We start from the raw sequence: 26,400 nt of genomic DNA on the forward strand, positions 1-26,400 counted from the left end.
TAGCGGCCCAAACACGAAAGAATCCACCCTTCGTATGAGTAACCATGGGCCGGTCGGCGTGGGAACGCTTCCAGGTCTTTCTGCCGGATTGCCTGGTCGCGGGCATTTGTGCACGCTCCGTATAAGAGAGCGCTCCAGATGGGAGTGGCGCTCTACGGACGGTGGCGATCCGGCTCAGCATCTCGAAGATTTCCTTGTCGCCGACGGACTGAACGTGCGGTCCCTGTCTTCCCGAAGCCTGTCACGCTCCGTAGCCAAAAGCCAGGCCGGATCTCTTTGTGGCGCTGCTGTTTTGATCTCCGCAGCGGGCGGAGCCGCCATGCTCCGAGGTGGACCTGTGGCCCGCGCCACTCCGGCGCCGGCAGTCCCGGACCTCGTTGCCGTGATATACGAGCACACCGTCGCGGATGATGCGCCTGCGGATACGGACGGCCATCTCGTCCCCACACATGGTCACTTGCCCGCTCTGGCGCCGATAACTCCGAAAGAATCTGACGCGCGTCCGCCAGGTGGGAAATCGGCATGGCACCTGGGGGAGTGGACCCCGAGCTGGACGCCGGCGGAGCACGCGGCGGCGGTCTCCGCGGTCCGCGCGGCGATCGGCCGGGGAGACGTCTACGTGGTCAACGTCGTAGGCCACGCGTCTGCGCCGTACGTGGGGGACCCATTGCCGGCGCTGGCCCGGCTGGGTGCCCTCGCAGGCGCCCGCTACGGCGGTGTGCTCACCGGGGCGGGCTGGGCGGTGGGCTGTGCGTCACCGGAGACCCTGATCTCGGTCTCGGGCGGCCGCGTCGTGACCCGTCCGATCAAAGGCACCCGCCCGGCGACGGCGGCGGGGCGGCGCGAGCTGCTCTCGTCGGCCAAGGAGCGGGCCGAGCACATCATGATCGTGGACCTGGAGCGCAACGACCTGGCCCGGGTGGCGCGGACGGGCTCGGTCCGCGTCGACGAACTGTTCGCGATCCGGCGCTGGGTCGACCTGTGGCAGGCGGAGTCGGTGGTATCGGCCGAGCTCGCGGACGGCATGGGCCTGGCCGACCTGCTGCGCGCGACGTGCCCGGGCGGGTCGGTCACCGGCGCCCCGAAGCTGGCTGCCCTCGCGGAGATCGCCGCGCTGGAGCCGGTCGGCCGGGGTCCGAGCATGGGGGCCTTGGGCTGGATCGACGCCTCGGGCGACCTGGACCTGGGCCTGACGATCCGCACGGCGGCGGCAGACGCGGACCGCCTGCACCTGTGGGCGGGCGGAGGCATCACCTGGGACAGCGACCCGAACGCGGAGGTCGAGGAAGCGGCTGCGAAAGCGGCCCCCATCCGCCGTCTACTCGCATCTTCCTAGGACGCCCTAGGCGGTGTGACGGCGTCCAGGCCGCCCATTTCGACGACGCGTACAACCAGGGCTGCGGCGTTTTCGGCGGCGCGGGTCTGGTCACTGTCCTGCTTGTCGTGGCCCCAGTCGCAGATCCCCTTTACGAGAATCCAATCGATCTTGTTGCGGACCGCCGCCGTGTAGACCGCTCGTCCTTCCATCTCGCCGGCGATCGCCTCAGGGGCGACCGCGCGGATCTCCTCCCGGTAGGCGAACGAGTTGACCAGAACGCTCTCGGTGACGACCGGGCCGAAGCGCACCCGCGACCGCGTCCATCCGACACTCGCCGTGCGGAACCGGTCGAGAAGCTTGTGTGAGGGATGGACCTCGCCACCGCGGGTGAGCCTGCGGACCTCAGTGCGACCGGCGTCCTGCGCCATCTTTCGATGGGCGATCAGGCGTACCTGGTCCGCCACCACCACGTCGCCGATCCGCTGCGGTTCCTTGGCGTCGTCCTCTTTGAGGCCGTAGCAGATCCCGGTCAGGATGACGTGAGCCGGCGCCAGGTCAGCGATCAGCTCCGCGACGCTAGGACCTGCCGAATGTGGCGTCTCGCCGCCCGGGCCGACTCGCGCGAGAAAGAGCTCGGTCCGGCTGATGATGCCGAGCTCGAATACCGTCTGGCCCCGCAGGAACCTTGGCGTGAACGTAGGTCTGGCGTTGACCGCGGCCACCGCATCGACGACGGCGTTGAACTCGACGGCCTCGACGACGACGATCAGGGTTCCGCCGTCTCGGCGCGGCCCTTGCCGAGCCGGCTGCGTGACGGTGACCGATCCAGTCGTGCTTCCGCTACCAAATCCGATCGCTCCTGCGGTGACGTGTTCGAGTTTGTTGTGCTGGTGCGCCATGACGACTCCTACGAGGCTGACTGCGAGGCCGGAGGGGTGCCGCCCGAGGTGTGGGCGGTGCCGGTGGAGGGACCCGAGCCGAAGCTGATCGCTCCGGCCGTGACGTCGTTCAGATAGTTGTTCTGCACGTTGTTGATCACGGTTTCGACCTTGGCGAGGAAGTCGGCGGAGCTGATGTCGTGCGCGATCAGGAACTCCGCCATCGACTGGGTTAACCGTCGGTTGAGGCGAATCACCCGGTCCAGGGTGTCGCCGAGGGCGATGACGTGCATGTGTTGACCGAGGGCGAGCGCTTCGCGGAACGACAGTTGAGCGCCGAAGTCAAAGGTTGCGCCGCGGCGTCGCCGATATGAGTGATGCCAACCGCGCAGGACTCGCACCAGCGGCCGGACGGCGGACCAGGTCGCCCGTGCCATAGCGCCGAACGTGGTCGGCCAATAGGTGCGTGTTCCCACGGCCAGCCCCCGACCAACCGCCGCCTCCAGCGTCGGGATCAGCTCCTTCTCCTGACCCTGATCGGCACTATCCGCCGAGTCGAATCCGGTCGCCCGTCGAAGCAGACGGTCGAGAGCGTCGGCCTCGTCCTCGCCGCGCCCGATGACCTCAGGCAGAGCGTGGGTGGCGACCTCAAGGTGGAGGTAGTCGTCGAGAAGCACGGCGCGTACGAAGGTGGTCACGACGACGTGGCCATCCCGATCGATCATCTCGAAGCAGAGGTACGCCCGCTGGTAGTCGGTGGGTGTGCGGATTCCCTGGTCGATCAGACTCTGGTCGATGACCGAACGAGGCGGGCCCGCCGGTGACGCCTCAAGCAGGTTCTCGGTGGAGATTTCCGCAGCGGCGCCGGGTCCGCGTTCGGGGGAGTCCGTGAGCGACCGTCCGTCCACGTAGAGGCGGACCCGGGCGTTGACGGTGACATCGCTGGTGCCGATGCCAGTTCTCAGATGGTCGTAGAGGCTTCCGAGGTTGACCGGCTTCGGCTCGTGGGGGATCGCGTCGTCGGATCGCGCCCGCTTCGTGTCGACCAGAGGCGTGCGCCACGTGGCGAGCTGATGACCGGCTCCGACGAACGGACCGAGCGGGGACCGTGGACCCTTGGCCCGATCACGGGCGTAGATCAGCAGGTTGGCGGACCCGGTCGACCGTGCACGTCGCTCGAATCCGGCCGCCAGGGCGGGAGCACGGGTCAATTTGCCGACCTTGACCCGCACGGCCAGGAGCCGGGCCGCGACGGCGACCACGACCGCGACCAGCCAGCTGGCGACCATACCCACGATGACGACTAGGCCGCATCCGCGGCCCGTCGGCGTCAACACGACGGCGGCCAACGCCAGGCCTACGACCGCTGTCGCCACGAGCCTCATATTTCCGCCGGACTTCATCCATCGTTGCTTGACCGCGTCGTAGGCCCGGCGTGTGGTCATCTTCGCGCGGACCATGGAGATCCGCGCGACCGCGATTGCCACGAAGGCCGCGCCGACTGCTGCCAGCCCCTGCGGGCGCGGGCCGAAGACGGCCACGCTGACAATGATCATGACCAGCAACTGGAACGTGGTGATCACCCAGTCCCGGATCGCGTAGAGGCGGTCGGCGAGCGCCGCGTGTCGGAGCAGCGCCACCAGATCGATCGCGTAGCAGGGTGCCCATGACTGGTGCTGCCGATCGGTGAAGTGTTCGCGTACCAGGTCGCGGAGCCGGTCGTCGGTATAGACGAGTGCGCACAACGTTTTCGTCGGGTGGTTGAGCGGGACTGCGGCGTTGGGGGCGGCACCGAGCAGCAGCGGGGTGTGCGTGAACACGCCCCCGTCACGACTTGAGCGGCTGGGCCCGCCGAACCGGGAACGACCGTTGCCAACATGGGGTCGGCCGACGAACCGGGTGAGGCCGGACAGCCACAGGTGCAGGCGATGGGACTGGCGCTCGCGCCAGCCCACCGCGTTCGAGTCCAGCATTGACTCGCCTCTCGATCGAGGACATGGGGCAGGTCGTACGCGTCGAGCGACGCCGCTATTCGAATGGCGCCCGGGGTTGCGAAGGCTCTGCGTCCGTGTTGCTGGCGAGTTGGTGAGCGAGAACCGCGGTAGCGAGCAGTCCCACCGTCGCGAGGACGAGGATCGGGAGAGAGGAGAATGCGCTGTCCGAGTTCGCCACCACTGCCGCGACGGCTGGCCCGCAGAACGTCAGCAGCGAGACGATCACCTGAATGCGCTTGTGCAGGCGGTAGCCTGGCCGGCACCGATGAGCCGCTTCCCAGGTGAAGGTTCCGGTCGTCGGCGTCAGCCGAGGTGCGAGCACGTGTTCGATATGGCGCCCGATCTGCGTGACCTTGCGGTCGGTGCTCACGTACGTCCAGCCGAGGACCACGGACACGACGGGGACCAGTAGCAGGATCGTGCGGGCGCCAGCCTGCAGGGCGGCGCCGCCGACCGCCCCCGCAGTCGCCAGTGCCGCGTAGACGAGATGGTCTCGGCTCGTGATCCGTTGTCGCTGCTCTTCTTTTAGCTGTTGATACTCGATGATCACCAGCTCGGCACGGTCGTCGGGCACGTGCAGGCATCCAGGGTTGCGCATGATCCCTCCATCCGAGGGCAGCGACGACTTCCTATCCCGACGGTACGAACAACGGCTCGTTCATGTCAATATGACAATTAAGAAACCCGTCGATTTCTCCGGCGCCGTGATCCGGGACCGCGGTACTGCCGCGTCAGGAGTCCATCGAGGAACGGAGCATCGCCGGGTTGAGCCGCCGGATCGGGCCACGGCGGTAGAGGGCGGCAGGCCGCCCGACCCCGTCCGTCCGGCGGCTACCCACCGGCTCGACGAAGCCTTGGGTTTTCGTGACCTTGCGACTGAAGTTTCGCGGGTCCAGCGCGACACCCCAGACCGCCTCGTAGACGCCCCGCAGCTCGCCCATCGTGAATTGCTCACCGCAGAACATCGCCGCCACGGTGGTGGTCTCCAGGCTGGCGCGAGCACGTTCAACGGCGAGGTCCAGGATGTCGCAGTGGTCGAAGGCCAGCGTGGCGTCATCCAGAATCGAGGCCACCGGTGACCAATGGGCGCTGGTCGCGTCCGAGCCCGCTGTCGGCACCGGCAGGTCGGGGGCGATCGCGAGGTAGGGGACGCTGACTACCCGCCCGCGCGGGTCACGATCGGGGGCACCGAAGATCGGCAGCTGTTCCAGATGCAGCCGCAGACCGTCGAGACTGGTCTCCTCGCCCAACTCCCGCACCGCCGCCGCGAGGGGTTCCTCGTCCGGCCTCAGGAAGCCGCCGGGAAGCGCCAGATGGCCAACGAAAGGCTCGTTGCCCCGCTTGACCACGAGCACGTGAAGCCGACCGTCGCGGACGGTCAGGATGCTCAGATCCACCGCGAGGCGGAGGACAGCGTGGTCACGCGCCATGCCCGGAGCATAGCGAGATGTCACTCTGACATGAAGTGCACCGTCGGCGTAAGGAATGGATCAGACCCTATCATCCTAGGATGCTCTACAGGGTGTGCGCCGGCTGGCAACATTGGTGAAAGCAACGACGGGGGAGAGGGTCGGCCGTGCGCGTTTCGATGCCGAGTGATGCGGATTCCTGGTTGCGGATCACGTTGGACGTGCCGGGTGCGTCACCGGCCGACGTGGTCGGTGCCTTTCTCGACCCCGCTGCGGTCAACCGCTGGTGGGGCGGCACCCAGCTCACCGTCGAGGAAGAGGTAGGCGGCCAGTACGTCGCGTATTTCGACCGCCTCGACCAGACCATGCGCGGCGTCATCACCGAGCTCGACCCCGACGCCGGGCGGTTCGGTTTTTCCTGGGCCTGGGACCATGCGCCCGAACTGCCCCGCCGCCGGGTGGACGTGACCGTCGACCCGGGTGCCGTCCTACGACTGAACCACGGCGAGTACGACCACGCCAGCCGGATCGATCGGGACGACGCCGTCAGTCATCGCGATGGTTGGGAGTTCTTCCTGCCGCGGCTTGCCGAGGTTGTGCGGGCTCAGCGATAACGGGTTTCGGGTCAAAGCCGTCAGGGAACTCTCACAGTTGTCCGGGGGAAACAAATTTCGGCGACTGGAGTGACGATGAGCTTCACCGACAAGGTGCGCAACAAGGTCGAGGAAATCAAGGGCGGCGCCAAGGAGAAGTACGGCGACGCGACCGACAACGAGCAGCTTCAGGCTGAGGGCCAGGTCGACCAGACCGAGGCGCACGCCAAGCAGGCCGGCGAGCACGTCAAGGACGCCGGGCGCGATATCAAGGACGCGTTCAACAAGTAGCGAGAAAACAATGGGGGCCCCGAACCGGGGCCCCCATTGTCATGCCTGCGTCGCCCACCAGTCCTGGCCGGACTTGGGGAGCGTGTCGATCGGGTCGTAGTACGGGAAGCGCTTCGTCAACGCCTCGCCGTCGGCGGCCTCGATGGAGGTGCGGTAGTTCTTGGTCCAGTACGAGATGCCGCGCTCGCGGTCGTACTCGGTGAGCATGTGCACCCACCGCTTCCCCACGAACGGCACGTCGCAGACGATCCGCGGGGTCGCGTACCCGGGCAGGTAGCCCATCACGTCGTGCTGGAGCTGGTGGGCCTGCCACACCGGCACCCGCCAGTGCTCGGCGTTCGGGATCATGTCGCACATGTAGAAGTAGTACGGCAGGATCCCGGCCTCCCCCTGCAGCGCGAAGCAGAGGTCGAGCAGGTCGGCGGTGGTGGCGTTGACACCGCGCATCAGCACGCCCTGGTTGCGTACGTCGCGGACGCCGACTTCCAGTGCGGTCTGCGCGGCGCGCGCCACCAGCGGAGTCAGCGACTGCGCGTGGTTGACGTGCGTGTGGATGGCCAGGTTGACGCCGCGGCGGGAGGCGGTGCGGGCGACCCGCTCCAGGCCCTCGACCACGTCGGGCTGGAGCCAGTGCTGCGGCAGCCCCATGAGCGCTTTGGTGGCCAGCCGGATGTCCCGGACGGTCTCGATCGAGAGCAGGCTCATCAGGTACGACTCGAGGTTGCGCCACGGCACGTTGGCGACGTCTCCGCCGGAGACGACGACGTCACGTACGCCGGGATGCGCCTTCAGATAGGCGATGTGGGCGTCGTAGCGGTCGACCGGCTTCAGCGTCAGCTTGAGCTTCTCCACGGCGGGCGTGGAGTTGCCGACGAGGTCCATCCGGGTGCAGTGGCCGCAGTACTGCGGGCACGTCGAGAGGAGCTCGGCGAGCACCTTGGTCGGGTACCGGTGGGTGAGGCCCTCGGCGACCCACATGTCGTGCTCGTGCAGCGAGTCCCGGGAGGCATAAGGGTGGGACGGCCAGTCGGTGCGCCGGTCGGAGGCGACCGGGATCATGTAGCGCCGGATCGGGTCGAGGTAGAACGCCTCGGTGTCCATCTGGCCGGTGGGCATCATCGTGTTGATCATTTGCGGCGGTACGAGCATGGACATGGTGGCGAGGGCCTTCTGGTCCTCGATCAGGTCCTTGTAGAACGTCTCGCCGACCAGGTCGCCGAGGACGGCCTGGAGTTGTTTGACGTTCTTGACGCAGTTGACGCGTTGCCACTGCGCGGACTCCCACTGGTCGCGGGTGATGTGCCGCCAGCCGGGGAAACGGGTCCAGTCGGGTTCGACCAGGGGGCGCCGTCGGTATTCGTACGGCTGGCCGGCGGCCGCGGCGCCCGCCGCGGTGGGTATCGCTTCGGGGGTCCGCGAGCCGAGGTCGACGGTCACGTGGTTCCTCCTCTTTCCCGGCGGTGGGGTATACCGCAGCGAGCGAAGGCTACTGGAAAATCTTTTGTCTACAAACTATTCTGCCGTAAGTTTTCCTGCCGCACCGATTTGATCAAGGAGTCGTCCCGTGACCTCACCCGTCGGTCTGCACCGCGTCGTCGAACCGGCGGGCGTGCTGCCCCAGGCAGCGTGGCGTGTGGACAATCGTCCCGAAATCGGGCCGAACGAGGTGCGGATTCGGGTAGAAAGGCTCAATCTCGACGCGGCCAGCTACCGACAGTTGCGGGAGAAGCACGGTGGCGACGGCGAGGCGGTGCGCACCGAGGTGCTGAGCATCGTGGACGGCCGGGGCAAAATGCACAATCCGGTCACGGGTTCGGGCGGGATGCTGATCGGTGTCGTCGAGGCGGTGGGCGTCCGCTCTCCCCTCGGCCTCACGCCGGGTGACCGGGTGGCCACGCTCGTGTCGCTGACGCTGACCCCGCTGCGGCTCACCGACGGGCTCAAGAGCTGGGACGGCAACAGCGAGCAGGTCCCCGCCGAGGGCCACGCGATCCTGTTCGCGCGTTCGATCGTGGCCAAGCTCCCTGACGACCTGCCCGCCGCGCTCGCTCTCGCGGTGCTCGACGTGTGCGGCGCGCCGGCGCTGACAGCGAGGGTGGTCCAAGCCGGCGACACGGTGGCGGTGCTCGGTGGTGCGGGCAAGAGCGGTTCGCTCGCGCTCGCGGCCGCCCGGCGCGCCGGCGCGCGTCGCACGGTCGGCATCGTGCCGACGGAGGCGGAAGCACAGCGACTCCACGCGGCCGGCCTGGCCGACACCGTCGCCATCGCCGACGCCCGCGACCCGGTCAAGCTGGCCGAGGCCGTCACCCGCGCGCTGGGCAAGCCCGCGGACGTCACCGTGGTCTGTGTTGACGTGCCGGGCTGCGAGCACGGCGCGATCCTCGGGACCGACGACGGCGGCACAGTGATCTTCTTCTCGATGGCGACGAGCTTCGCCGCCGCGGCGCTGGGCGCCGAGGGCCTGGCGGCCGACGTGACCATGCTGGTCGGCAACGGGTACGTGCCGGGGCATGCCGAGTTCGCGCTGAACCTGCTGCGCACCGAGCCCGGCGTTCGGAACCTCTTCGACGCGCGCCTGCGGGCAGACTGAGCCCATGGAATCGACGCTCTACACGGGTGGCGCCCTCTACGCGCCGGCCGAGCCGAAGGCGACCGCCCTGCTCGTACAGGACGGCCGGATCGCCTGGTTGGGTCCCGACGCGGACGCGCCGAAGGCGGATGTCACCGTCGACCTCGGCGGCGCCCTGGTCACGCCGGCGTTCGTCGACGCGCACGTGCACGCCACCGACACCGGCCTGGTGCTGGGCGGGTTGGACCTGAGCGCGGCGGCGTCGGCCGGTGAGCTGCTGGACGCGGTGGCCCTCTACGCGACCACGCAGCCGTCCGACGGGCTCGTCATGGGCCACGGCTGGGACGAGTCGAAGTGGCCGGCGCAGGTCCCCCCGACCGCAGCCGACCTGGACCGGGTGGCGGGCGGCCGCCGGGTCTACCTGACGCAGGCGTCGGTGCACAGCGCCCTGGCCTCGACCGCCCTGCTCCAAGCGGCACCCCGGGCAACACAGGAGCCGGGCTTCTCTGACACCGGTTGGGTGCGGGAGGAAGCCCATCACGCGGTACGCGAGGTCGCGCTCGGCTCCATCAGCACGGCCCAGCGGGAACACGCGCAGCGGACGGCGCTGAGAAGGGCCGCGCAGCTCGGCATAGGCGCCCTGCACGAGTGTGGCGGCCCCGGCACGTCGAACGAGGCCGACTTCACCGGCCTGCTCGCCCTCGCGGGCCCGGAGCACGGGCTGCCCGAGGTGTACGGCTGGTGGGGCGAGCTGATGGCCGCCGCGAAGGCCAAGGAGCTGGGCGCGGTCGGTGCGGGCGGCGACCTGTACGCCGACGGCGCGCTCGGCTCGCGGACCGCGTACCTGCGGGAGCCGTTCCTGGGCGGTGGCGGTTGCGGCTTCTCCTACGTGTCGGCGGACCAGGCCCGCGACCACATCCTGGACTGCCACGCGCACGGCACCCAGGGCGGTTTCCACGCGATCGGCGACGCGGCGCTGCACGACGTCCTGGAGGGCCTGGCGGGAGCGGCGAAGGTGCTCGGCCTCGACGCGGTCCGGCAGGCCCGGCACCGGGTCGAGCACGCGGAGCTCGTCGACAAGGCGATGATCGCGGCGTTCGTCGAGCTGAACCTGACGGCGAGCATGCAGCCGGCCTTCGACCGGCTGTGGGGCGGACCGCGCCAGATGTACGCGCAGCGCCTGGGCGTGACCCGGTCGATGGAGTCGAACCCGATGGGTGCGATGCACGGCGTCGGTGTGCTGCTGGCGTTCGGCTCGGACTCGCCGGTGACGCCGCTGGACCCGTGGGGTTCGGTGCGCGCCGCGGTGTCGCACTTCAACCCGGCGCACCGGATGGCGCTGCGGTCGGCGTTCGCGTCGCACACCAAGGGCGCCTGGCGCTCGATCCACCGCGACAGTGAGGGCGTGCTGGCCAAGGGCGCGCCGGCCACGTTCGCGGTGTGGCAGACCCCGGCGGGTGTGACGGGCGGCCTGCCGAACCTGGTGTCCACCAACCCGGAGGAGCGCGGTCCGGACGACCCGACCCCTCTTCCCCGGGCGCTGCGCACAGTCGTACGCGGAGTGACGGTCTTCAAGGAATGAGTGAAGTGATGGCGAAGCTGGATCTCGACCCGGCGCTCGTGTCCCGGGCCCGGGAGCTGGCCCGCCGGGCCGGTCAACCGGTCGTGGACCTGGCCCGCAGCCACACGACGGTGTCGGTGGAGCGGGCGGTGCTGCGGCTGGCCGGGGTGACCGGTGCCGACCCTGACGGGATCCCGTGGGTCAACCGCCTCGTCGACGCGGTGGTCGACGAGGTCGGTCTGGAGCACGGGGTGGCGCTGCCGGTCTTCGACGCGCTCGCGCGGGAGGGCCTGCCGGCGGGTGACCTGACGCTGCTGGCACAGAAGGCGGCGGCGGGCAGCGTCCGGTTCGGCGTACCCACCGGGAAGGCGGCCACGGCGGCCCGCAAGGTGGCCAGCAAGGCGACTGGAGCGGGCCTGAAGGCCATCGACCGGCGGCGGGCCGAACGTGACCGGCTGATCAAGCGGTTCGGCGACCCGAAGCAGCGGCCGTGGATCTACCTGATCGTCGCGACGGGCGACATCTACGAGGACATCCCGCAGGCGCAGGCGGCGGCGCGGGCGGGCGCCGACGTGATCGCGGTGATCCGCTCGACGGGACAGTCGCTGCTGGACTACGTGCCCGAGGGACCGACCCGGGAGGGCTTCGCCGGCACGTACGCGACGCAGGAGAACTTCCGCCTGATGCGGGCGGCCCTCGACGAGTCGTCGCGGGAGCTGAAGCGGTACGTGCGGCTGACGAACTACGCGTCGGGTCTGTGCATGCCGGAGATGGCGACCCTGGCGGGCCTCGAGCGCCTCGACATGATGCTGAACGACTCGATGTACGGGATCCTGTTCCGCGACATCAATCCGATCCGCACGTTCGTCGACCAGCGGTTCTCGCGGCAGGTGCACGCCCGCGCCGGCATCATCATCAACACCGGCGAGGACAACTACCTGACGACGGCGGACGCGGTCGACGAGGCGCACACGGTGACGGTGTCGCAGTTGCTCAACGAGTTCTTCGCGCACGAGGCGGGCCTGGCGAACTGGCAGCTCGGGCTCGGCCACGCGTTCGAGATCAACCCGGAGGTGCCGGAGTCGTTCCGGCTGGAGCTCGCGCACGCGCTGCTGGCCCGGGAGCTGTTCCCGGACGCGCCGCTGAAGTGGATGCCGCCGACCAAGCACATGACCGGCGACGTGTTCCGCGGCAACCTGCTCGACGGCTTCTTCAACCTGGCCGGCGCGATGACGGGCCAGGGCATCCTGCTGGTCGGCATGATGACCGAGGCGGTCGTGACGCCGTGGCTGTCGGACCGCGACATCGCCCTGCAGAACGTCCGCTACGTGCTCGGCGCGGCCGGCGGCCTACACGAGGACTTCGTGCCGGCGCCGGGCGGCTTCATCCAGCAGCGCGCGAACCTGGTCCTGGCCGAGGCGGTGCGGTTGCTGGAGAAGATCGAGGGCGACACCCTCCTTCAGGCGATCGCCGAGGGCACCTTCGGGATCATGAAGCGCCCCGCGGACCGCGGCAAGGGCCTGGCCGGGGTGGCCAAGCACGCCGACGACTACTTCAACCCGGCGACCGAGCTGCTGGAGGCGTCGTGAGCGACATCGTGCGGCCCTACGGCGACACCACCGGCGACGGGATGGTGCAGCTGTCGTTCACGCTGCCGATCGCCCACGACAAGCGGGCCGAGGGTGCGGCGCTGCAGCTCGCCGGCAAGATGGGCATGGACCCGGCGATGCTGGTGCACGCCAAGCAAATGGGTGACGGGTTCACCTTCTTCGTCGTGTACGGGCGGGTCAACCACCTCGTCGACACCTCCAAGGTCGAGGTCGTCGAGCGGGACTTCCCGCTGTTGTCGGCCAAGGAGGTCAACGCGCTGGTGAAGCGGGGGCTGCGGCGCAAGCTGTCCGTGGTCGGCGCGTGCATCGGCACCGACGCGCACACCGTCGGCATCGACGCGATCCTCAACGTCAAGGGCATCGCCGGCGAGAAGGGTCTGGAGTACTACCGGGAGTTGAAGGTGACGAACCTGGGCGCCCAGGTGACCGTGCCGGAGCTGGTCGCGGCGGCGCAGCGGGAGCGGGCCGACGCGGTGCTGGTGTCGCAGGTCGTCACCCAGCGGGACGCGCACCTGCACAACACCCGGGAGATGTCGGCGGCGTTCCGGGAGGCGCTGCCGGCCGACAAGCGGCCGTTGCTGGTGGTCGGCGGGCCGAGGTTCGACGAGTCGATGGCGGGAGAGTTGGGCGTGGACCGGATCTTCGGACGGGGTACGACACCGGGCGAGGTGGCCTCCTACCTGGTGCACGAGCTGGTGCAGCCATGATCACTGTCAAGCATCGGCGGTACGTGCCGTACTCGCACGCCCACTACGGCGGCAACCTCGTCGACGGCGCCTACGTCATCGGGCTCTTCGGTGACGTCGCCACCGAGGTGTGCATCCAGATGGACGGCGACGAGGGCCTGTTCGCGTCCTACCAGGACATCCAGTTCCGGGCGCCGGTCCGGGCCGGCGACATCCTCGACATCGAGGCGCGGGTGGTCGACGTCGGCAACCGCAGCCGGGTGATCGAGTTCGAGTGCCGGGTGGTCTGCCGGGCCAAGCCGCACCACAGCGAGTCCGCGGCCGAGGTCCTCGACCCGCCGATCGTGGCGACGACCGCGATCGGCACGGTGGTCGTCCCGCCGAAGCCGTGAACCTGGCGCTGTGCGCCGACGTCGGGTCGACGTACACGAAGGTCGTGGTGGTCGACCTCGATAAGGGCGCGGTCGTCGCGGCGGCCGACCACCCGACGACGGCGGCCACCGACGTGCTGCACGGCCTGGACGCCGCCGCTGCCGCGACCGGGGTCACCGTCCCGCCAGAGCGTTGGTACGTGTGCTCGTCGGCCGGTGGTGGCCTGCGATTGGCCGTGGTCGGCTACGAAGCGCTCGTCACGGCGCAGGCGGGGCACCGGGTCGGCCTGTCCGCGGGTGCCCGGGTCGTGCACGTCTCGGCGGGGCCGCTGGATTCCCTCGCGGAGCTTCGGGCGTCCAGGCCGGACGTGGTGCTGCTGGTCGGCGGCACCGACGGCGGCGACGCGGCCGTGTTGGCGCACAACGCGCGGCGGCTGGCCCGGGCGCGCTGGCGGGTGCCGGTCGTCCTGGCCGGCAACGCGGACGCCCGTGAGGAGCTGACAGCGGTGCTGGCGGCCGCCGGGGTACCCGTCACCGCGACCGGCAACGTTCTGCCCCGCATCGGCGTGCTGGAGCCCTCGCCGGCCCGCGCGGCGATCCGTGAGGTGTTCCTGTCGCACGTGATCGGCGGCAAGCGGCTCTCCAAGGGCCGGCGGTTCCCGTCGCTGGTCCGGGCGGCCACCCCGGACGCGGTGCTCACCGGTGTGGAGACCCTGGCCGACCACCTGGGCGGCGACCTGCTGGTCGTCGACGTCGGCGGCGCCACCACGGACGTCTACTCGGTCCTGACCCCCGACGGCCGCACCGACGACGTGGCCGGCACGCTGTGGCGCTCCCGCACGGTCGAGGGCGACCTGGGAATGCGCTGGACGGCCCCGGACGTCGTCGCCGCCGCCACCGCGGAGCGCCTGCTAAGCAACGGTCCCTTGTTAACGCATTCCGCAGCGCAAGGGACCCTTACTAACGCCGGGGCCGAGGAGGGCGACGCTGGCGAGTTGGCCGCGCTGGAGACGGCGGCCGCGATGCGGGCCGGCACGCCCGGGTTCGTGCCCGACAGCGACGCGGAGCGGGCCATGGACCGCCGCATCGCGGCCCTGGCCGCCACCGTCGCGGTCCGGCGCCACGCCCGGGGGCCAGCCGGCCGGGTCGCCCGGGACCTGCGGGACGTGCGGCTCCTGGTCGGGTCCGGTGGGGTGCTCCGGCACGCCGACCCGGGGGAGGCCAAGGAGGTGCTCGACGCGGTCCTGACGGACTACGCGGGCGGGTGGCCGGTGCCGCGGGCCGCGCACCCGGTGGTCGACACGTCCTATGTGCTGGCCGCGGCCGGGCTGCTCGCCGCGGACCATCCGAACGCCGCACGGGCGCTCCTCGATCGGCACCTGCGCGGGGCATGATCGGGCATCCGCCGACGCCGATCGAGCCCCAATCCCAACACGCCGACGGCGACACGCCGGAACGCGGAATCCGCTATCTCACAACGGTTGACACGGACCCCGGTCCGCCGCGTACCTTCGTTGAGTCCTACAACGGGAAGCGATCTGTCGTTCGCTCTTCCCTCATTCCCGCTGGCCGAGCGGGGCCGGTGGTCCGCGACCGTCCGGCGCCTGCGGCGGCCAGGTCCAGCGGGTCGAGGGACGGCCGGCGCGGGGCGGCGCACCGAGCCGCCACGAATGACGGAACGCCGATTCCGGTGTACGGGCAAGGGGGTAGGCGCGGCCAGTAGACAACGGCCCGGCGGGGGTATCCAACCGTCGTCAGGTCGGAACGAAGGTCACGCGGAAAGCCTTTGCCGCACCGGCCGGGGATGGGCCTGGGAGCATCGGGGCGTGATCGCGAGATCACGCCCCGATTTCTGTGCCGGCACCGCCGTTCCCGGCACAGCTCGTGATCTTGGTTAAGGGCTGCCGTACCCTTCCCGGCATGGGTGAGCGATGGTGACCATGGTCGAGGTGGCGCCCGAGACGGTCGTGCCGCCGGCCCCGCGGCCGCTGCCGGCCAAGGTCGCGCTGCCGATGGCGCTCGCGGCGGGCCTGACCCAGTTGCTGGCGTTCCCCCGCTACGACCTGTGGTGGCTCGCACCCGTCTCCGTCGCCCTGCTCGCCGCCGCGGTCCACCGCCGCCGCGCCCGGGCCGGCGCCGGCCTGGGCCTGCTCGCCGGGCTGGTGTTCTTCGGCCCGCTGCTCGAGTGGACCAACCTGCACACCGGCATGCTGCCGTGGATCCTGCTGTTCGTCGCCGAGTCGCTGTTCATCGCGCTGCTCGGCGCCCTGGCCGCGTACGCGAGCCCGCTCGTCGACCGCCACCGCTGGACCTGGCCCCTGCTGACCGGGCTGCTCTGGGTCGGTCAGGAGGCGGCCCGCGACCGGCTCCCGTTCGGCGGCTTCCCGTGGGGCCGGCTGGCGTTCAGTCAGGGTGACGCGCCCACGCTGCGGTTCGCGGCCCTCGGCGGCGCACCCCTCGTCACGTTCGTCGTCGCGCTCGCCGGCGGCCTGCTCGTCGCCGCGGTGTGGCGCCGCAAGGGCCTGCCCAGCGTGCTGCTCGGCGCCGGAGCGGTCGCCGTCGCGGTGGTCGGCCTCCTGGTCCCGGTCGGCGGCGGCGCCGGAGACAAACCGGTGCGGGTCGCGATCGTGCAGGGCAACGTGCCGCGCCTCGGCCTCGACTTCAACGCCCAGCGCCGCGCCGTGCTGAACAACCACGTCACCGGCACCGTCGAGCTCGCCGGGCGGGTGGCCACCGGGCAGGAGCAGCAGCCCGACCTGGTCATCTGGCCGGAGAACTCCAGCGACGTCGACCCGTTCCTGGACCCGGAGGCGGCCGCCGCGATCAGCCGCGCCGCCGACTCGATCAAGGCGCCGATCCTGGTCGGTGCGGTGCTGCGCGGACCCGGTGAGAACGAGGTCCGCAACGCCGGTGTCGTCTGGCTGCCCGGGCAGGGCCCCGACGAGTCCCGGATGTACGTCAAGCAGCACCCGGTCCCGTTCGCCGAGTACATCCCGCTGCGCAACATCGCCCGCATGGTCAGCAAGGAGGTCGACCGGGTCCGGTCCGACTTCGTCGCCGGTGACAAGCCCGGCGTGCTCGACATGGGTCCGGCCACGATCGGCGACGTGATCTGCTTCGAGGTCGCCTACGACGGCATCGTCCGCGACACCGTGACCGCCGGCGGCGGGATCCTCGCCGTGCAGACCAACAACGCGACGTTCGACGAGTCCGAGGCCCGCCAGCAGCTCGCCATGGTGCGGCTGCGGGCCGTCGAGCACGGCCGGGACTCCCTGATGGCGTCCACGGTCGGAGTGTCCGGTTTCGTGTCCTCCGACGGCACCGTGCACCAGGAGACGGGGTTCAACACCCCAGGAGTCGTGGTCGCCGAACTGACGCCACGCGCAACGCGTACGCTTGCTACGCAGTTGGGCTATTGGCCCGAGATGGTGCTGTCCGGGCTCGCGGTGGCCACGCTGGTCGCCGCGGCCGTGATCCGGCGCCGCCGGCCCGTGCCCGGGACACCCGGCGGAACAGACCCGGATCCGGCACCATTGGCACCAGCAACATCACACACATCGACGCCGCCGGACGAGGTCGACGGGTCGCGAACGGAGGCAGGGTGAGCGAGGGCAACACGCCGGTTGGCGACGTGACGGAGGGCTACCCCGGTGTCGGACGGGTGCTCGTCGTGGTGCCCACCTACAACGAGGCCGACAACCTCGAGGTCATCACCGGCCGGATCCGGCGCGCGGTACCCGCCGTCGAGATCCTGGTAGCCGACGACAACAGCCCCGACGGGACCGGCGAGATCGCCGACCGGCTCGCGGCCGCCGACGACCACATCCACGTGCTGCACCGCCCCGGCAAGGCCGGCCTCGGTGCCGCCTACGTGCAGGGTTTCCGGTGGGCCATCGACCACGGCTACGACGCCGTCGTCGAGATGGACGCCGACGGCTCGCACGCCCCCGAGCAGCTCTCCCACCTGCTCGACGCCGCCCGCACCGCCGACGCCGTGATCGGCTCGCGCTGGACGCCCGGCGGCAAGGTCGTCAACTGGCCCTGGCACCGGTTCGTGATCTCCCGCGTCGGCAACACGTACGTGCGGCTCGCGCTGGGCATGCCGCACGGCGACGCGACCGGCGGCTACCGGGTCTACAAGGTCCCGGTCCTGGAGAAGATCGACTTCGAGTCGGTGTCGTCGCAGGGCTACTCGTTCCAGGTCGAGCTGACCTGGCGTACGCACAAGGCCGGTTTCCGGATCGTCGAAGTGCCGATCACCTTCGCCGAGCGCGAGCGGGGCGCGAGCAAGATGAGCTCGTCGATCGTCCGCGAGGCGCTGATGCGGGTGACCGTGTGGGGCCTGCGTTCCCGCCGGGACGCGCTGTTCGGCCGCCGCGACACCGGGGACAAACCCTGACGCGACCCTGACGCCGGCCGTGCACCCGCGTGTCATGCTGGATTGATGCGACGTCGAGGACTGATCCGGTGGCTGCCGCTGGCGATTTTGCTCACAGCGGCGGTCGAGATCGCCGTCTTCATCCTGGTCGCACACCTGATCGGCTTCGGCTTCTCGGTCCTGCTGGTGCTGGTCGCCTCGGCCGCCGGCGTGTTGCTGCTGCGCCGGGAGGGTACGCGGGCCTGGCGTGGCTTCAAGGCCGCCGCCGACGCCGGCCAGCCACCCGGCGCCCAGGTCACTGACGGGCTCGTCGGGCTCTTCGCCGGCGTGCTGCTGGCGATCCCGGGTCTGGTCACGGCCGCGCTGGGGATCCTGCTGGCGCTGCCGCCCGGGCGGCAGATCGCCCGGCTCGTGGTGCGTCGGGCCACCGAGCGGCGCCTGTCCTCCGCGCAGGCCGGTGACCTTTTCGGACCCCGGCGGGTACGCGTCAAGCGTGGCGCTCCCCGTCCGCCCGACGACGGCGGTGGCGCCGCTGGTCCTGGGCAGCCGCCGACCACCGGCCCCGCGCCGTCCGGTCCCACCGTCACGGGCCCGGCGGAGGCCGGCCCGCGGATCCATGCCACGACGCCCGACCCTGGTCCCAGCGGCGATCCTGGCCCCGTGATCGAGGGCGAGGTCGTCGAAGGCGAGATCGTCGAGCCCGGCCACCGCCGCTGAACGCGTGAAGAAAGCCCCCGCACCGGTTGGGTGCGGGGGCTTTCTCGTCAGCTAAGGCGGTTACTTGCCGCCGCGCCGGGCCCGGACCTCTTCCAGGCGCTCGGCCAGGATGTCCTCGAGCTCAGCGATGGAACGCCGCTCCAGGAGCATGTCCCAGTGCGTACGCGGCGGCTTGACCTTCTTCTGCTCCGGCTCGCTGCCGTCGACCAGCCGGGCCACGCTGCCGTCGAACTTGCACTCCCAGGTCATCGGGACCTCGGCGTCGACTGCGAACGGCACCTCGAACTGGTGCCCCTTCGCGCACAGGTACTCGCGGGTCTGGCGTGGGGCGAGCTCGGTGTTGCGGTCGGATTCGTAGCTGACTGCGCCTAGACGGCTGCCGCGCAGCATGCGCTCGCCCATGATCGGCTCTTCCCCTCGGTCGTCTTGCTAGTAGTCCACACGAAACAACGACGGGAGAAGCCGGGGGATTCCCGGCACTCACGCGCGTCTCGCTCCTTACAAAGGTACGTCGTCGTAAACGGTCAGAGCGTAGCGGCAGACGCGCGTTCATGAGCGGTTGTAGAACAGCGCGCCCTCGGACTTCTGGCGCCTAGTGTCCGGTATGTACGCGGTGTCCGTGGGCAAACGTCCGTTCAGCCGATGCGATCTAGGTCACCAGGCTCGCCAACCTGTGCGGGAGCTGTGGATCTGGGCTCGGGCGTGGCCGCGCGGGCCGCACCAAGGGCCGCCAGCGCGCCCGCGAGGTCACCGACCTGGCCGGCGAGCTGGGCGACCCGGTCGCGGGCCGCGTCCCGCTCCGCGGTGGCATCCGTTAGCCGTGCCCGCAGCTCCGCGAGCGCGGCCTCACCCGCCGCTTTGACCTGCCGCAGCTCGGCGTCCCGGGCGAGTTCGCGCTGCCCAGCCCGGTCGCGTTCGGCGGTGAGCTCCTTCTCACCGGCGACCACGGCGGCGCGGGCCTCGTCGGCCTCGGTCGTCGCCCGGACGGCTTCGGCGCGGGCCTGCGTCGCGTCCTGCCCGGCCGCGGTTGCCTCCGCGCGGAACCGGGCCGCCTGCTCGACCGCGCTCGCGGCGGAGTCGGTCGCCCGGCGTGCGTCGGCGAGCGCGGTGTCCCGTTCCCGACTCAGTTCGGCGACCTGCCGGCTGCTCGCCTCGAGCTCGCCGCGTAGCGCCCGCACGTCCCGCCGGGCCGCGTCCCGGTCGGCCTCCGCCTGCGCCCGCAGCGCCGCGGCGGCCGACGCGGCCTGCCGGGCGCCGTCACTGACCCGCTCGGCCTCCCGGGCCCGGGCGAGGGCCTCGTCGGCCTCCCGGCGGGCGGTGTCGGCGGCGTCCTTGGCGGTGGCGGCGTCGCGGTGGGCCTGGTCACGTTCCTGCCGGGCCGCGTGGGCGTCTGCGGCGCCCTGCTCGGCGGAGCGGCGGGCGTCGTCGCGCTCGGTCTGCGCGGCGGCGACGGCGTTGGCCGCCTCCGCCCGCACCTGGGCGACCTGCCGCTCCACACCGGCCGGCGACAGCTCCGCGTGCAGGGCGTCAGAGAGCGTCTCCACCACCTGGTCGAGTCGGTCCACGACCTCCCACGTGCGTGCGAGCTGCCCCGTCAGCCCGGGGGCGCCGCGCTGACGCATCCGCGCGTTACGGGACGCCTTCTGGCACTCGCCGTCGTTGTCGCGGCAGTAACGGAAGGGGCGCCCGGCACCCACGTTCTGCTCGACGGAGCGGCCACAGTGGGCGCAGGGCCGGGTCTCGACGGCAACGATGTCCACGGTGAAGGCACGCTACCGACCGCGGCGCGCCGGGCCGCCGCGCCGCGCCGCTTTGCTCTGCACCCATATCCGCAACACCCCCGCTGACCTGCGGTGCGTATTTGGGTGCAGAGCAAAGCGGCGAGATGGCATGCTCCACCGGCCAGGAAGGAGCCCGACATGACGAAGGCCTGGACCACCCGCCCTGAGCGCCCGAGCGACGTCGCGGCGATCCGCGCGATCAACGCCGGCGCGTTCCCCACCCAGGAGGAAGCCGACCTGGTTGACGCGTTGCGCGCCGACCCGGCCGTGTGGCTGCCCGACCTGTCGTGGGTCGCCGTCGCACCCGACGGCACCGTCGCTGGGTACGCGCTGCTGACCCGTTGCCACGTCGGCGACATCCCGGCGCTGGCGCTGGCCCCGTGTGCCGTGCTGCCCGAGCATCAGGGCCGGGGCGCAGGCTCCGCCGCGATCGTGGCGGCGTTGGATGCCGCCCGCCGCAGGGGTGAGAACCTCGTGCTCGTCCTCGGCCACGCCGACTACTACCCGAGGTTCGGCTTCACGCCGGCCTCCGGGCACGGGATCCGCCCACCGTTCGACGTCCCGGACGAGAACATGATGGCGCTGACCTTCGACCCCGCACATCCGGTCCCCGCCGGCACCATCCGCTACGCGGCACCGTTCGGCGTCTGACTGTCCGTAATGTCGACGCGGGCCTATGTGGACAGTGATGGATGGCTAGCGTTCCGCGCATGCGAGCATTGACGCCGTTCACTGACCGGCCACCGGCTACCCGCTCCAGACGCCGCGGTCTCATCCGGGCCGTCGCCGTCCTTCTCCTCGTGCCGTTGGCCCTGCCCTGGGGCGCGGCCGCGTCGGCCGGCGACGCCGAGAAGCCTCCGACACCGGTGTTCGACCCGCAGTCTGTCGACCACATCGATCCCGCCATCCGTGCCGAGATGCTTCAACAGGCCAAGCTGCAGCCGGCCGTCGACGCTCTGCACGAGGCGTCGCTGAAGACCAAGGACTCCGGCCTCGCCGGGGTCGCGTACGAGGGATCCGGTGTGACGCTCTACTACAGCGGCGCGCTGCCACCCACGATGTCCGCCGCGGTCGCCCGGGCCCGCGCGTACGGGTCGGTGACGGTGAAGCCGGCCGCCCACTCATTCGCCACACTTCAGCGCAACAGCGACAAGATCACTTCGGCCGCGGTCAAGGCGGGAAGCGACATCCAGGCCGTTCACCTGGCGTACGACGGCAGCGGGCTCACCGTCGAGCGGCTGCCCGGAGACGCCGCCGCGACGATGGCGGGCAAGCGGGCGCGGCTCGGCCTGGCCGCCGCCGTCCCCGCCCAGCAGATCGTCAAGACCGCGCGGGTCGACGTGCCCGTCACCATCACGACCGGCACCGAGACGATCGAGCCCGGGTACAGCCGCACCGACGACTTCGCACCCTGGAACGGCGGCGCGCGATGGGAGTCGTGGCGCAACGGTGCCGGGCGCCTGGTCTGCACCACGGGTTTCGGCACGAAGAACAGTGCCGGGCAGCGCTTCGTCCTGACCGCCGCGCACTGCGCCACGCCGCCCGACTACGCCCAACAAGGGCTGGGCGCCACCCTGGAATACATGGGGCCCTTCTACGACCAGTCGGTGTCCTACGACCTCGGGATCATCCGGGCGAACGGATCGTCGACCATCTTCGACGGCACGAACACCACCTCGAACACCAGGCACGTCGCCGGCTGGGCGCACTGGTCCACGAACCAGCTCGTCTGCCAGTCCGGCATCACCAGCGGCACGGTCTGCGGCATCCGGCAGCAGAACAGCATGGACAAGATCATGGGATGCTGCGATTCCGACGGCGACCAGGGCTACACGATCCGGGGGCTCATCCGGGCGCCCCGGGACGGCGGCGGCATCGCGTTCCGCAAGGGAGACAGCGGCGGCCCGGTCTTCACGATCAGCGGCGCGGACGTGCTCGCCAAGGGCATCTCGTCGCTCGGAGCGGACACCTCGACCCTGTACTTCCAGGACTGGGCCGACGTCACCCGGATCTGGGGTCTGACCCCGTTCTGATCCTGACCACCGTCGCCAGGCCCGTTCGTGGGCCTGGCGACGGTGAAGGTCTCGGGAGCGGCTAGCGGTCCAGGTTGCGGTAGCGGGCCACCGACAGCGGGAAGAACACCGCGATCAGCAGGACCGGCCACACGACCGCCATCAGGATCGCGTGTTGGGCCACCCACGAGTCGCCGCCCCAGCCGGGGTTGCCGAACAGCTCGCGGGCCGCGCCGACCGTTGACGACAGTGGGTTCCACTCGGCGATCGTGCCCAGCCAGCCCGGCATCGTCGACGGCGCCGCGAAGGTGTTGGAGAGGAAGCCCAGCGGCCAGACCAGGATCTGCACCGCGACCAGGGCACCTTCGCCGCGTACGACCAGGCCCAGGTAGATGCCGATCCAGAGCATCGCGAACCGCAGCAGCAGCAACAGCCCGAACGCCGCCAGCGCCGCTGCCAGGCCTGAGTGCCAGCGCCAGCCGATCGCCAGGCCGGACAGGGCCAGCACGCTCAGCGAGACGACGGCGTTGAGCAGGTCCGCGACGCTGCGTCCGACGACCACCGCCGAGGACGCCATCGGCATCGAACGGAACCGGTCGGTGACACCGCGGGACACGTCGGTCTTGATGGCCTGGAAGGTGCCCTCCAGGCCGAACACCATGGTCAGGGCCAGGGTGCCGGGGATCAGGAACTCCCGGTAGCCGGCCGCGCCGCTGCCGCCGGGCACGGTCATGCCGCCGCCCAGCAGGTAGCCGAACATCAGCACGATCATCACCGGGAACAGCAGCCCGATCACGACCTGGGCCGGCTGCCGCGCCCAGTGGTCGAGGTCGCGGCGGGTCAGGGTGGCGCCGTCGGCGAACGCCCAACGCAACCGGTTCACGCGGTCACCTTCTCAGCGTCGGAGTTGGAGTCGGTGGCGGTCAGGTGCAGGAAGACCTCGTCGAGGGTGGGCCGGCGCAGGGTCACGTCGTCGACCGCGATCCCGGAGTCGGCCAGCGCGCGTACGGTCGCCGTCAACGCCGCCATCCGGTCGGTGACCGCGACACCCACGCGGCGGTGGTCCTCGTCGGTGTCCGGGGTGTCGCCCGTGATCCGGGCCAGCAGCGCCGCCGTGGCCGGCAGATCGACAAGGTCGGCGACGACCACGTCGATCCGGTCCCCGCCGAGCTGTCCCTTGAGGGCGGACGGTGTGCCCGTGGCGATGACCCGGCCGTGGTCGATCACCGTGACCTGGTCGGCGAGCCGGTCGACCTCCTCCAGGTACTGGGTTGTGAGCAGCACCGTCGTGCCGCCGGCGACCAGGGCGCGGACCGCGTCCCAGACCTCGCCGCGGCTGCGCGGGTCGAGCCCGGTGGTCGGCTCGTCGAGGAACAGCACCGGCGGCGCGGTGATCAGGCTCGCCGCCAGGTCGAGGCGGCGGCGCATCCCACCGGAGTACGTGCTGACCGCCCGTGTCCCGGTGTCGGCCAGCCCGAACTCGGCCAGCAGCGCGTCGGCCCGTGCCCGCGCGGCCACCCGGCCCAAGTGGTAGAGGCGACCGAACATCTCCAGGTTCTGCCGGCCGGACAGGATCTCGTCGACCGCCGCGTGCTGGCCGACCAGGCCGATGTGCGCGCGGACCCGGTCGGGCTCGCGGCGCACGTCGAACCCGGCCACCGTCGCGGTGCCGTCGGTCGCGCGCAGCAGTGTGGTCAGGATCCGCACGAGCGTGGTCTTGCCCGCGCCGTTCGGACCGAGCAGCCCGTGCACCGAGCCCGCCGGTATCGCCAGGTCGACGCCGGCGAGCGCCTCGACCGAGCCGAACCGGCGGCGCAGGGCATGCGCCGTCACAGCCTCCATGGGCCACCCCTTATGATCAGTACGCTGTACGGAACGTTCCGTACGGCGTACGGTACACCGTACGGAACGAGGTGCCAAACGAAATGGCGATCGAATACAGCGGAACCGGTGACCCGGCGCGCAGCATGGCGCTGCTGTGGCGTGCCGCCGACCGGGAAGGCCGCACGGGCCTGTCGGTCGACCGGATCGTCGCCGCGGCCATCGAGCTCGCCGACGGCGACGGGGTGGCGGCGCTGTCCATGCGCAAGGTCGCCGAGCGGCTCGGCGTCGGCGCGATGTCGCTCTACACGTACGTGCCCGGCAAGGGCGAGCTGATCGACCTCATGATCGACCAGGTGCTCGGCGAGCCCGAACGCCCGGAGCTGCCCGCGAACTGGCGGGCCCGGCTCGAGCACGTCGCCCGCTCCAATCTGGCGCTCTACCGGGCGCACCCTTGGATGCTCCAGGTCGGCACTGCCCGGCCGCCGATGGGCCCGAACCTGCTCGCCAAGTACGACTACGAGCTCGGCGCGCTGGAGGGCACCGGCCTGTCCGACGTGGACATCGACACGGCGCTCACCTCGGTGCTGGCCTACGTGAACGGCGCCGCGTCCGCGGCCGTAGAGTCCGCCCAGGCGCCCGGCCGCAGCGGCATGAGCGACGAAGCGTGGTGGGAGGTGCAGGCACCCCTGCTGGAGAAGGTCTTCGACCCGAAACGGTTCCCCCTGGCCGCCCGCGTCGGTGCCGCCGCCGGCGAGGCGTACGGGCTGATCGACCCGGACCACGCCTTCGACTTCGGCCTGCAGCGGCTCCTGGACGGCATCGAGGCGTTCATCGCGAGCCGCTGAAACCCGGCTGCCCGTGGAGGCCCGAGCTGGATAGGTTGGCGTGATGGACCTCGACCAGCGCCGTGAGCGGATCCTGTCCGCGTTCCTCCACGACGGCCGCCTCACGTCGATCCCGGCCCGCGCCGCCAAGCGCCAGGTCGTGCTCGAGCACATCGTCACGGTCTTCGAGCCGGGCGTGAAGTTCCCGGAGAAAGAGGTCGACGCGGCCCTGCGGGCGTTCTACGAGCCGGACTGGGTCTCGCTGCGCCGCCACCTGATCGACACCGGCCTGATGGCCCGCGCCGACGGGCTCTACTGGCGCACCGGCGGCTACGTCGAGATCTGAGCCGCCCGACCCGCCAGATAGGCGCGCTCCGGCTCGCTGAGCGTCTGCCGGGCGGCCTGCTCGTACGCGGCCTTCGCACCGGCCCGGTCTCCGGCCGTCTCCAGCAGGTGCGCGCGGACCGCCGCCACCCGGTGGTGTGCGCCCAGGGCCGGCTCGGCGGCCGAGAGGGCGGCCAGGCCCGCGTCCGGCCCGTGCACCATCGCCACCGCGACGACCCGGTTCAGCGTCACCATCGGCCCCGGCGCGATCCGGTCCAGGGCGTCGTACAGGCCGAGGATCTGCGGCCAGTCGGTGTCGGCGGCGCTGGGCGCCTCGTCGTGCACCGCCGCGATCGCCGCTTGGAGCTGGTAGGGCCCGACCGCCGTCTGGGTCAACGCCGCACTGACCAGGTCGACGCCCTCGACGATCGCCGACCGGTCCCAGCGAGCCCGGTCCTGCTCGGCCAGGGGCACCAACGCGCCGTCGGGGCGGGTACGGGCCGGCCGGCGGGCGTCGGTGAGCAGCATCAGCGCCAGCAACCCGGCCACCTCGCCGTCGCGCGGCAGCCGCGCGTGGAGCGCGCGAACCAGGCGGATCGCCTCCGCCGTCAGCTCGACGCGGTGCAGCCGCTCGCCGGAGCTGGCCGTGTAACCCTCGTTGAAGATCAGATAGAGCACGTGGAGTACGGCGGCCAGCCGCGCCGGCAGCTCCTCGACCGGCGGCAGCGTGAACCGCGCGCCCGCCGCCCGGATCTTCTGCTTCGCGCGGCTGATCCGCTGCGCCACCGTCGCCTCGGCCACCAGTAGCGCCCGGGCGATCTCCGCCGTGGTCAGCCCACCGACCGCCCGCAGCGTCAACGCGACCTGGGAGGCCGGGGTCAGCGCCGGGTGGCAGCACAGCAGCAGCAGGGTCAGCGTGTCGTCGGCGGCCGGCGCCGGCGCGGCCGCGGGCGCGTCCAGGCGGGTCGCCGTGCGCTCGCGGCGGTCGCGGGCGCTGTCGCGGCGCCAGGCCGCGATCCGGGCCCGGGACGCCACCGTGATCAGCCAACCGCGGGGGTTGTCGGGCATCCCGTTGACCGGCCACTGGGTCGCGGCGGCCAGTAGCGCCTCCTGCACCGCGTCCTCGCCGGCGTCGAAGTCGCCGTACTGGCGCACGACCGCGGCCAGGACCTGCGGTGCGAGGTCCCGCAGCAGCGGTTCGAGGTCGGCCACCGCCCGATTCTCGCTCGCGCACCGCCCGCCGCGCGGGCACACTGCCGG

At 71.0% G+C, this 26,400-nt stretch carries 26 protein-coding genes; 16 read left to right on the top strand and 10 right to left on the bottom strand.

Annotated elements, in window-relative coordinates:
* Positions 1–34: 34 nt before the first annotated feature.
* A complete protein-coding gene (locus BLV39_RS25760) occupies positions 35–1,336 on the top strand; it encodes a chorismate-binding protein (protein WP_090798470.1) in 1,302 nt (433 codons plus the stop codon).
* Here BLV39_RS25760 and BLV39_RS25765 read toward each other — a convergent pair.
* The 4 genes from BLV39_RS25765 to BLV39_RS25780 all read right to left on the bottom strand — a co-directional run bounded on the left by BLV39_RS25765 (position 1,333) and on the right by BLV39_RS25780 (position 5,620).
* A complete protein-coding gene (locus tag BLV39_RS25765) occupies positions 1,333–2,217 on the bottom strand; it encodes a 5'-methylthioadenosine/S-adenosylhomocysteine nucleosidase family protein (protein WP_090798472.1) in 885 nt (294 codons plus the stop codon). The two genes, BLV39_RS25760 and BLV39_RS25765, sit on opposite strands and share 4 nt — an antisense overlap.
* 8 nt (positions 2,218–2,225) lie before the next feature.
* The gene (locus BLV39_RS25770) at positions 2,226–4,169 is read right to left on the bottom strand and encodes a hypothetical protein (protein ID WP_090798474.1); all 1,944 of its coding nucleotides are present in this window, start codon (positions 4,167–4,169) and stop codon (positions 2,226–2,228) included.
* A gap of 55 nt (positions 4,170–4,224) precedes the next feature.
* Positions 4,225–4,788 (bottom strand): hypothetical protein, encoded by a 564-nt coding sequence (locus tag BLV39_RS25775; RefSeq protein ID WP_090798476.1) that lies wholly within the window; start codon positions 4,786–4,788, stop codon positions 4,225–4,227.
* Between the two features lie 133 nt (positions 4,789–4,921).
* Positions 4,922–5,620 carry an NUDIX hydrolase gene (locus BLV39_RS25780; RefSeq protein ID WP_090798478.1) on the bottom strand — a complete coding sequence of 233 codons (699 nt, stop codon included), beginning with the start codon at positions 5,618–5,620 and terminating at the stop codon, positions 4,922–4,924.
* A gap of 182 nt (positions 5,621–5,802) precedes the next feature.
* Between BLV39_RS25780 and BLV39_RS25785 the strand changes: the two genes are divergently transcribed.
* Both BLV39_RS25785 and BLV39_RS25790 read left to right on the top strand, forming a co-directional pair.
* Complete coding sequence (locus BLV39_RS25785; RefSeq protein WP_176985078.1) at positions 5,803–6,213, top strand: SRPBCC domain-containing protein; 411 nt, start codon at positions 5,803–5,805, stop codon at positions 6,211–6,213.
* Between the two features lie 75 nt (positions 6,214–6,288).
* Complete coding sequence (locus BLV39_RS25790) at positions 6,289–6,483, top strand: CsbD family protein (protein WP_090800590.1); 195 nt, start codon at positions 6,289–6,291, stop codon at positions 6,481–6,483.
* Between the two features lie 39 nt (positions 6,484–6,522).
* Here the strand turns inward: BLV39_RS25790 and BLV39_RS25795 are convergent, their stop codons facing one another.
* Positions 6,523–7,920, bottom strand: coding sequence for a KamA family radical SAM protein (locus BLV39_RS25795; RefSeq protein WP_373315211.1), 1,398 nt, complete (start codon positions 7,918–7,920; stop codon positions 6,523–6,525).
* 127 nt (positions 7,921–8,047) lie between these two features.
* Between BLV39_RS25795 and kdd the strand changes: the two genes are divergently transcribed.
* The 9 genes from kdd (at position 8,048) to BLV39_RS25840 (ending at position 18,375) form a co-directional block, all read left to right on the top strand.
* Positions 8,048–9,073 carry an L-erythro-3,5-diaminohexanoate dehydrogenase gene (gene kdd / locus BLV39_RS25800; protein ID WP_090798482.1) on the top strand — a complete coding sequence of 342 codons (1,026 nt, stop codon included), beginning with the start codon at positions 8,048–8,050 and terminating at the stop codon, positions 9,071–9,073.
* A 4-nt stretch (positions 9,074–9,077) separates the two neighbouring features.
* Positions 9,078–10,634 (top strand): amidohydrolase, encoded by a 1,557-nt coding sequence (locus BLV39_RS25805; protein ID WP_090798483.1) that lies wholly within the window; start codon positions 9,078–9,080, stop codon positions 10,632–10,634.
* 5 nt (positions 10,635–10,639) lie between these two features.
* Positions 10,640–12,202, top strand: coding sequence for a lysine 5,6-aminomutase subunit alpha (kamD, locus tag BLV39_RS25810; protein ID WP_090798485.1), 1,563 nt, complete (start codon positions 10,640–10,642; stop codon positions 12,200–12,202).
* Positions 12,199–12,930 (top strand): lysine 5,6-aminomutase subunit beta, encoded by a 732-nt coding sequence (gene kamE, locus BLV39_RS25815; protein WP_090798487.1) that lies wholly within the window; start codon positions 12,199–12,201, stop codon positions 12,928–12,930. The genes kamD and kamE overlap by 4 nt, the downstream gene beginning before the upstream one ends.
* Positions 12,927–13,301 carry a 3-aminobutyryl-CoA ammonia lyase gene (gene kal, locus BLV39_RS25820; protein ID WP_090798489.1) on the top strand — a complete coding sequence of 125 codons (375 nt, stop codon included), beginning with the start codon at positions 12,927–12,929 and terminating at the stop codon, positions 13,299–13,301. The genes kamE and kal overlap by 4 nt, the downstream gene beginning before the upstream one ends.
* Complete coding sequence (locus tag BLV39_RS25825; protein WP_090798491.1) at positions 13,298–14,674, top strand: glutamate mutase L; 1,377 nt, start codon at positions 13,298–13,300, stop codon at positions 14,672–14,674. Before kal ends, BLV39_RS25825 begins: the two co-directional genes overlap by 4 nt.
* A 537-nt stretch (positions 14,675–15,211) precedes the next feature.
* Entirely contained in the window at positions 15,212–16,885 is a 1,674-nt protein-coding gene (gene lnt / locus BLV39_RS25830; RefSeq protein WP_090798493.1) for an apolipoprotein N-acyltransferase, read from the top strand.
* Complete coding sequence (locus tag BLV39_RS25835; RefSeq protein ID WP_090798496.1) at positions 16,882–17,679, top strand: polyprenol monophosphomannose synthase; 798 nt, start codon at positions 16,882–16,884, stop codon at positions 17,677–17,679. The genes lnt and BLV39_RS25835 overlap by 4 nt, the downstream gene beginning before the upstream one ends.
* 45 nt (positions 17,680–17,724) lie before the next feature.
* Entirely contained in the window at positions 17,725–18,375 is a 651-nt protein-coding gene (locus BLV39_RS25840) for an FxsA family protein (protein WP_090798498.1), read from the top strand.
* Positions 18,376–18,435: 60 nt separating this feature from the next.
* Here the strand turns inward: BLV39_RS25840 and BLV39_RS25845 are convergent, their stop codons facing one another.
* A complete protein-coding gene (locus BLV39_RS25845; protein WP_089243573.1) occupies positions 18,436–18,777 on the bottom strand; it encodes an RNA polymerase-binding protein RbpA in 342 nt (113 codons plus the stop codon).
* A 233-nt stretch (positions 18,778–19,010) separates the two neighbouring features.
* The gene (locus BLV39_RS25850) at positions 19,011–20,135 is read right to left on the bottom strand and encodes a hypothetical protein (RefSeq protein ID WP_090798500.1); all 1,125 of its coding nucleotides are present in this window, start codon (positions 20,133–20,135) and stop codon (positions 19,011–19,013) included.
* 159 nt (positions 20,136–20,294) lie between these two features.
* On the opposite strand from BLV39_RS25850, the gene BLV39_RS25855 reads away from it, so the two are divergent.
* Entirely contained in the window at positions 20,295–20,807 is a 513-nt protein-coding gene (locus BLV39_RS25855; protein ID WP_090798502.1) for a GNAT family N-acetyltransferase, read from the top strand.
* Between the two features lie 59 nt (positions 20,808–20,866).
* Positions 20,867–22,189 (top strand): trypsin-like serine protease, encoded by a 1,323-nt coding sequence (locus BLV39_RS25860; RefSeq protein ID WP_176985079.1) that lies wholly within the window; start codon positions 20,867–20,869, stop codon positions 22,187–22,189.
* Between the two features lie 61 nt (positions 22,190–22,250).
* Here the strand turns inward: BLV39_RS25860 and BLV39_RS25865 are convergent, their stop codons facing one another.
* Both BLV39_RS25865 and BLV39_RS25870 read right to left on the bottom strand, forming a co-directional pair.
* Entirely contained in the window at positions 22,251–23,051 is an 801-nt protein-coding gene (locus BLV39_RS25865; RefSeq protein WP_090798506.1) for an ABC transporter permease, read from the bottom strand.
* Entirely contained in the window at positions 23,048–24,010 is a 963-nt protein-coding gene (locus BLV39_RS25870; RefSeq protein ID WP_090798508.1) for an ATP-binding cassette domain-containing protein, read from the bottom strand. Before BLV39_RS25870 ends, BLV39_RS25865 begins: the two co-directional genes overlap by 4 nt.
* Positions 24,011–24,093: 83 nt before the next feature.
* Here BLV39_RS25870 and BLV39_RS25875 point away from each other — a divergent pair, with 83 nt between their 5' ends.
* Both BLV39_RS25875 and BLV39_RS25880 read left to right on the top strand, forming a co-directional pair.
* The gene (locus BLV39_RS25875) at positions 24,094–24,837 is read left to right on the top strand and encodes a TetR/AcrR family transcriptional regulator (RefSeq protein WP_090798510.1); all 744 of its coding nucleotides are present in this window, start codon (positions 24,094–24,096) and stop codon (positions 24,835–24,837) included.
* Between the two features lie 43 nt (positions 24,838–24,880).
* Entirely contained in the window at positions 24,881–25,162 is a 282-nt protein-coding gene (locus BLV39_RS25880) for a DUF2087 domain-containing protein (protein WP_090798513.1), read from the top strand.
* Here BLV39_RS25880 and BLV39_RS25885 read toward each other — a convergent pair.
* Complete coding sequence (locus BLV39_RS25885; protein ID WP_090798515.1) at positions 25,147–26,352, bottom strand: RNA polymerase sigma factor; 1,206 nt, start codon at positions 26,350–26,352, stop codon at positions 25,147–25,149. The two genes, BLV39_RS25880 and BLV39_RS25885, sit on opposite strands and share 16 nt — an antisense overlap.
* Positions 26,353–26,400 lie beyond the last annotated feature (48 nt).

The organism is Asanoa ishikariensis (assembly GCF_900107455.1).
GTDB classification, from domain to species: domain Bacteria; phylum Actinomycetota; class Actinomycetes; order Mycobacteriales; family Micromonosporaceae; genus Asanoa; species Asanoa ishikariensis.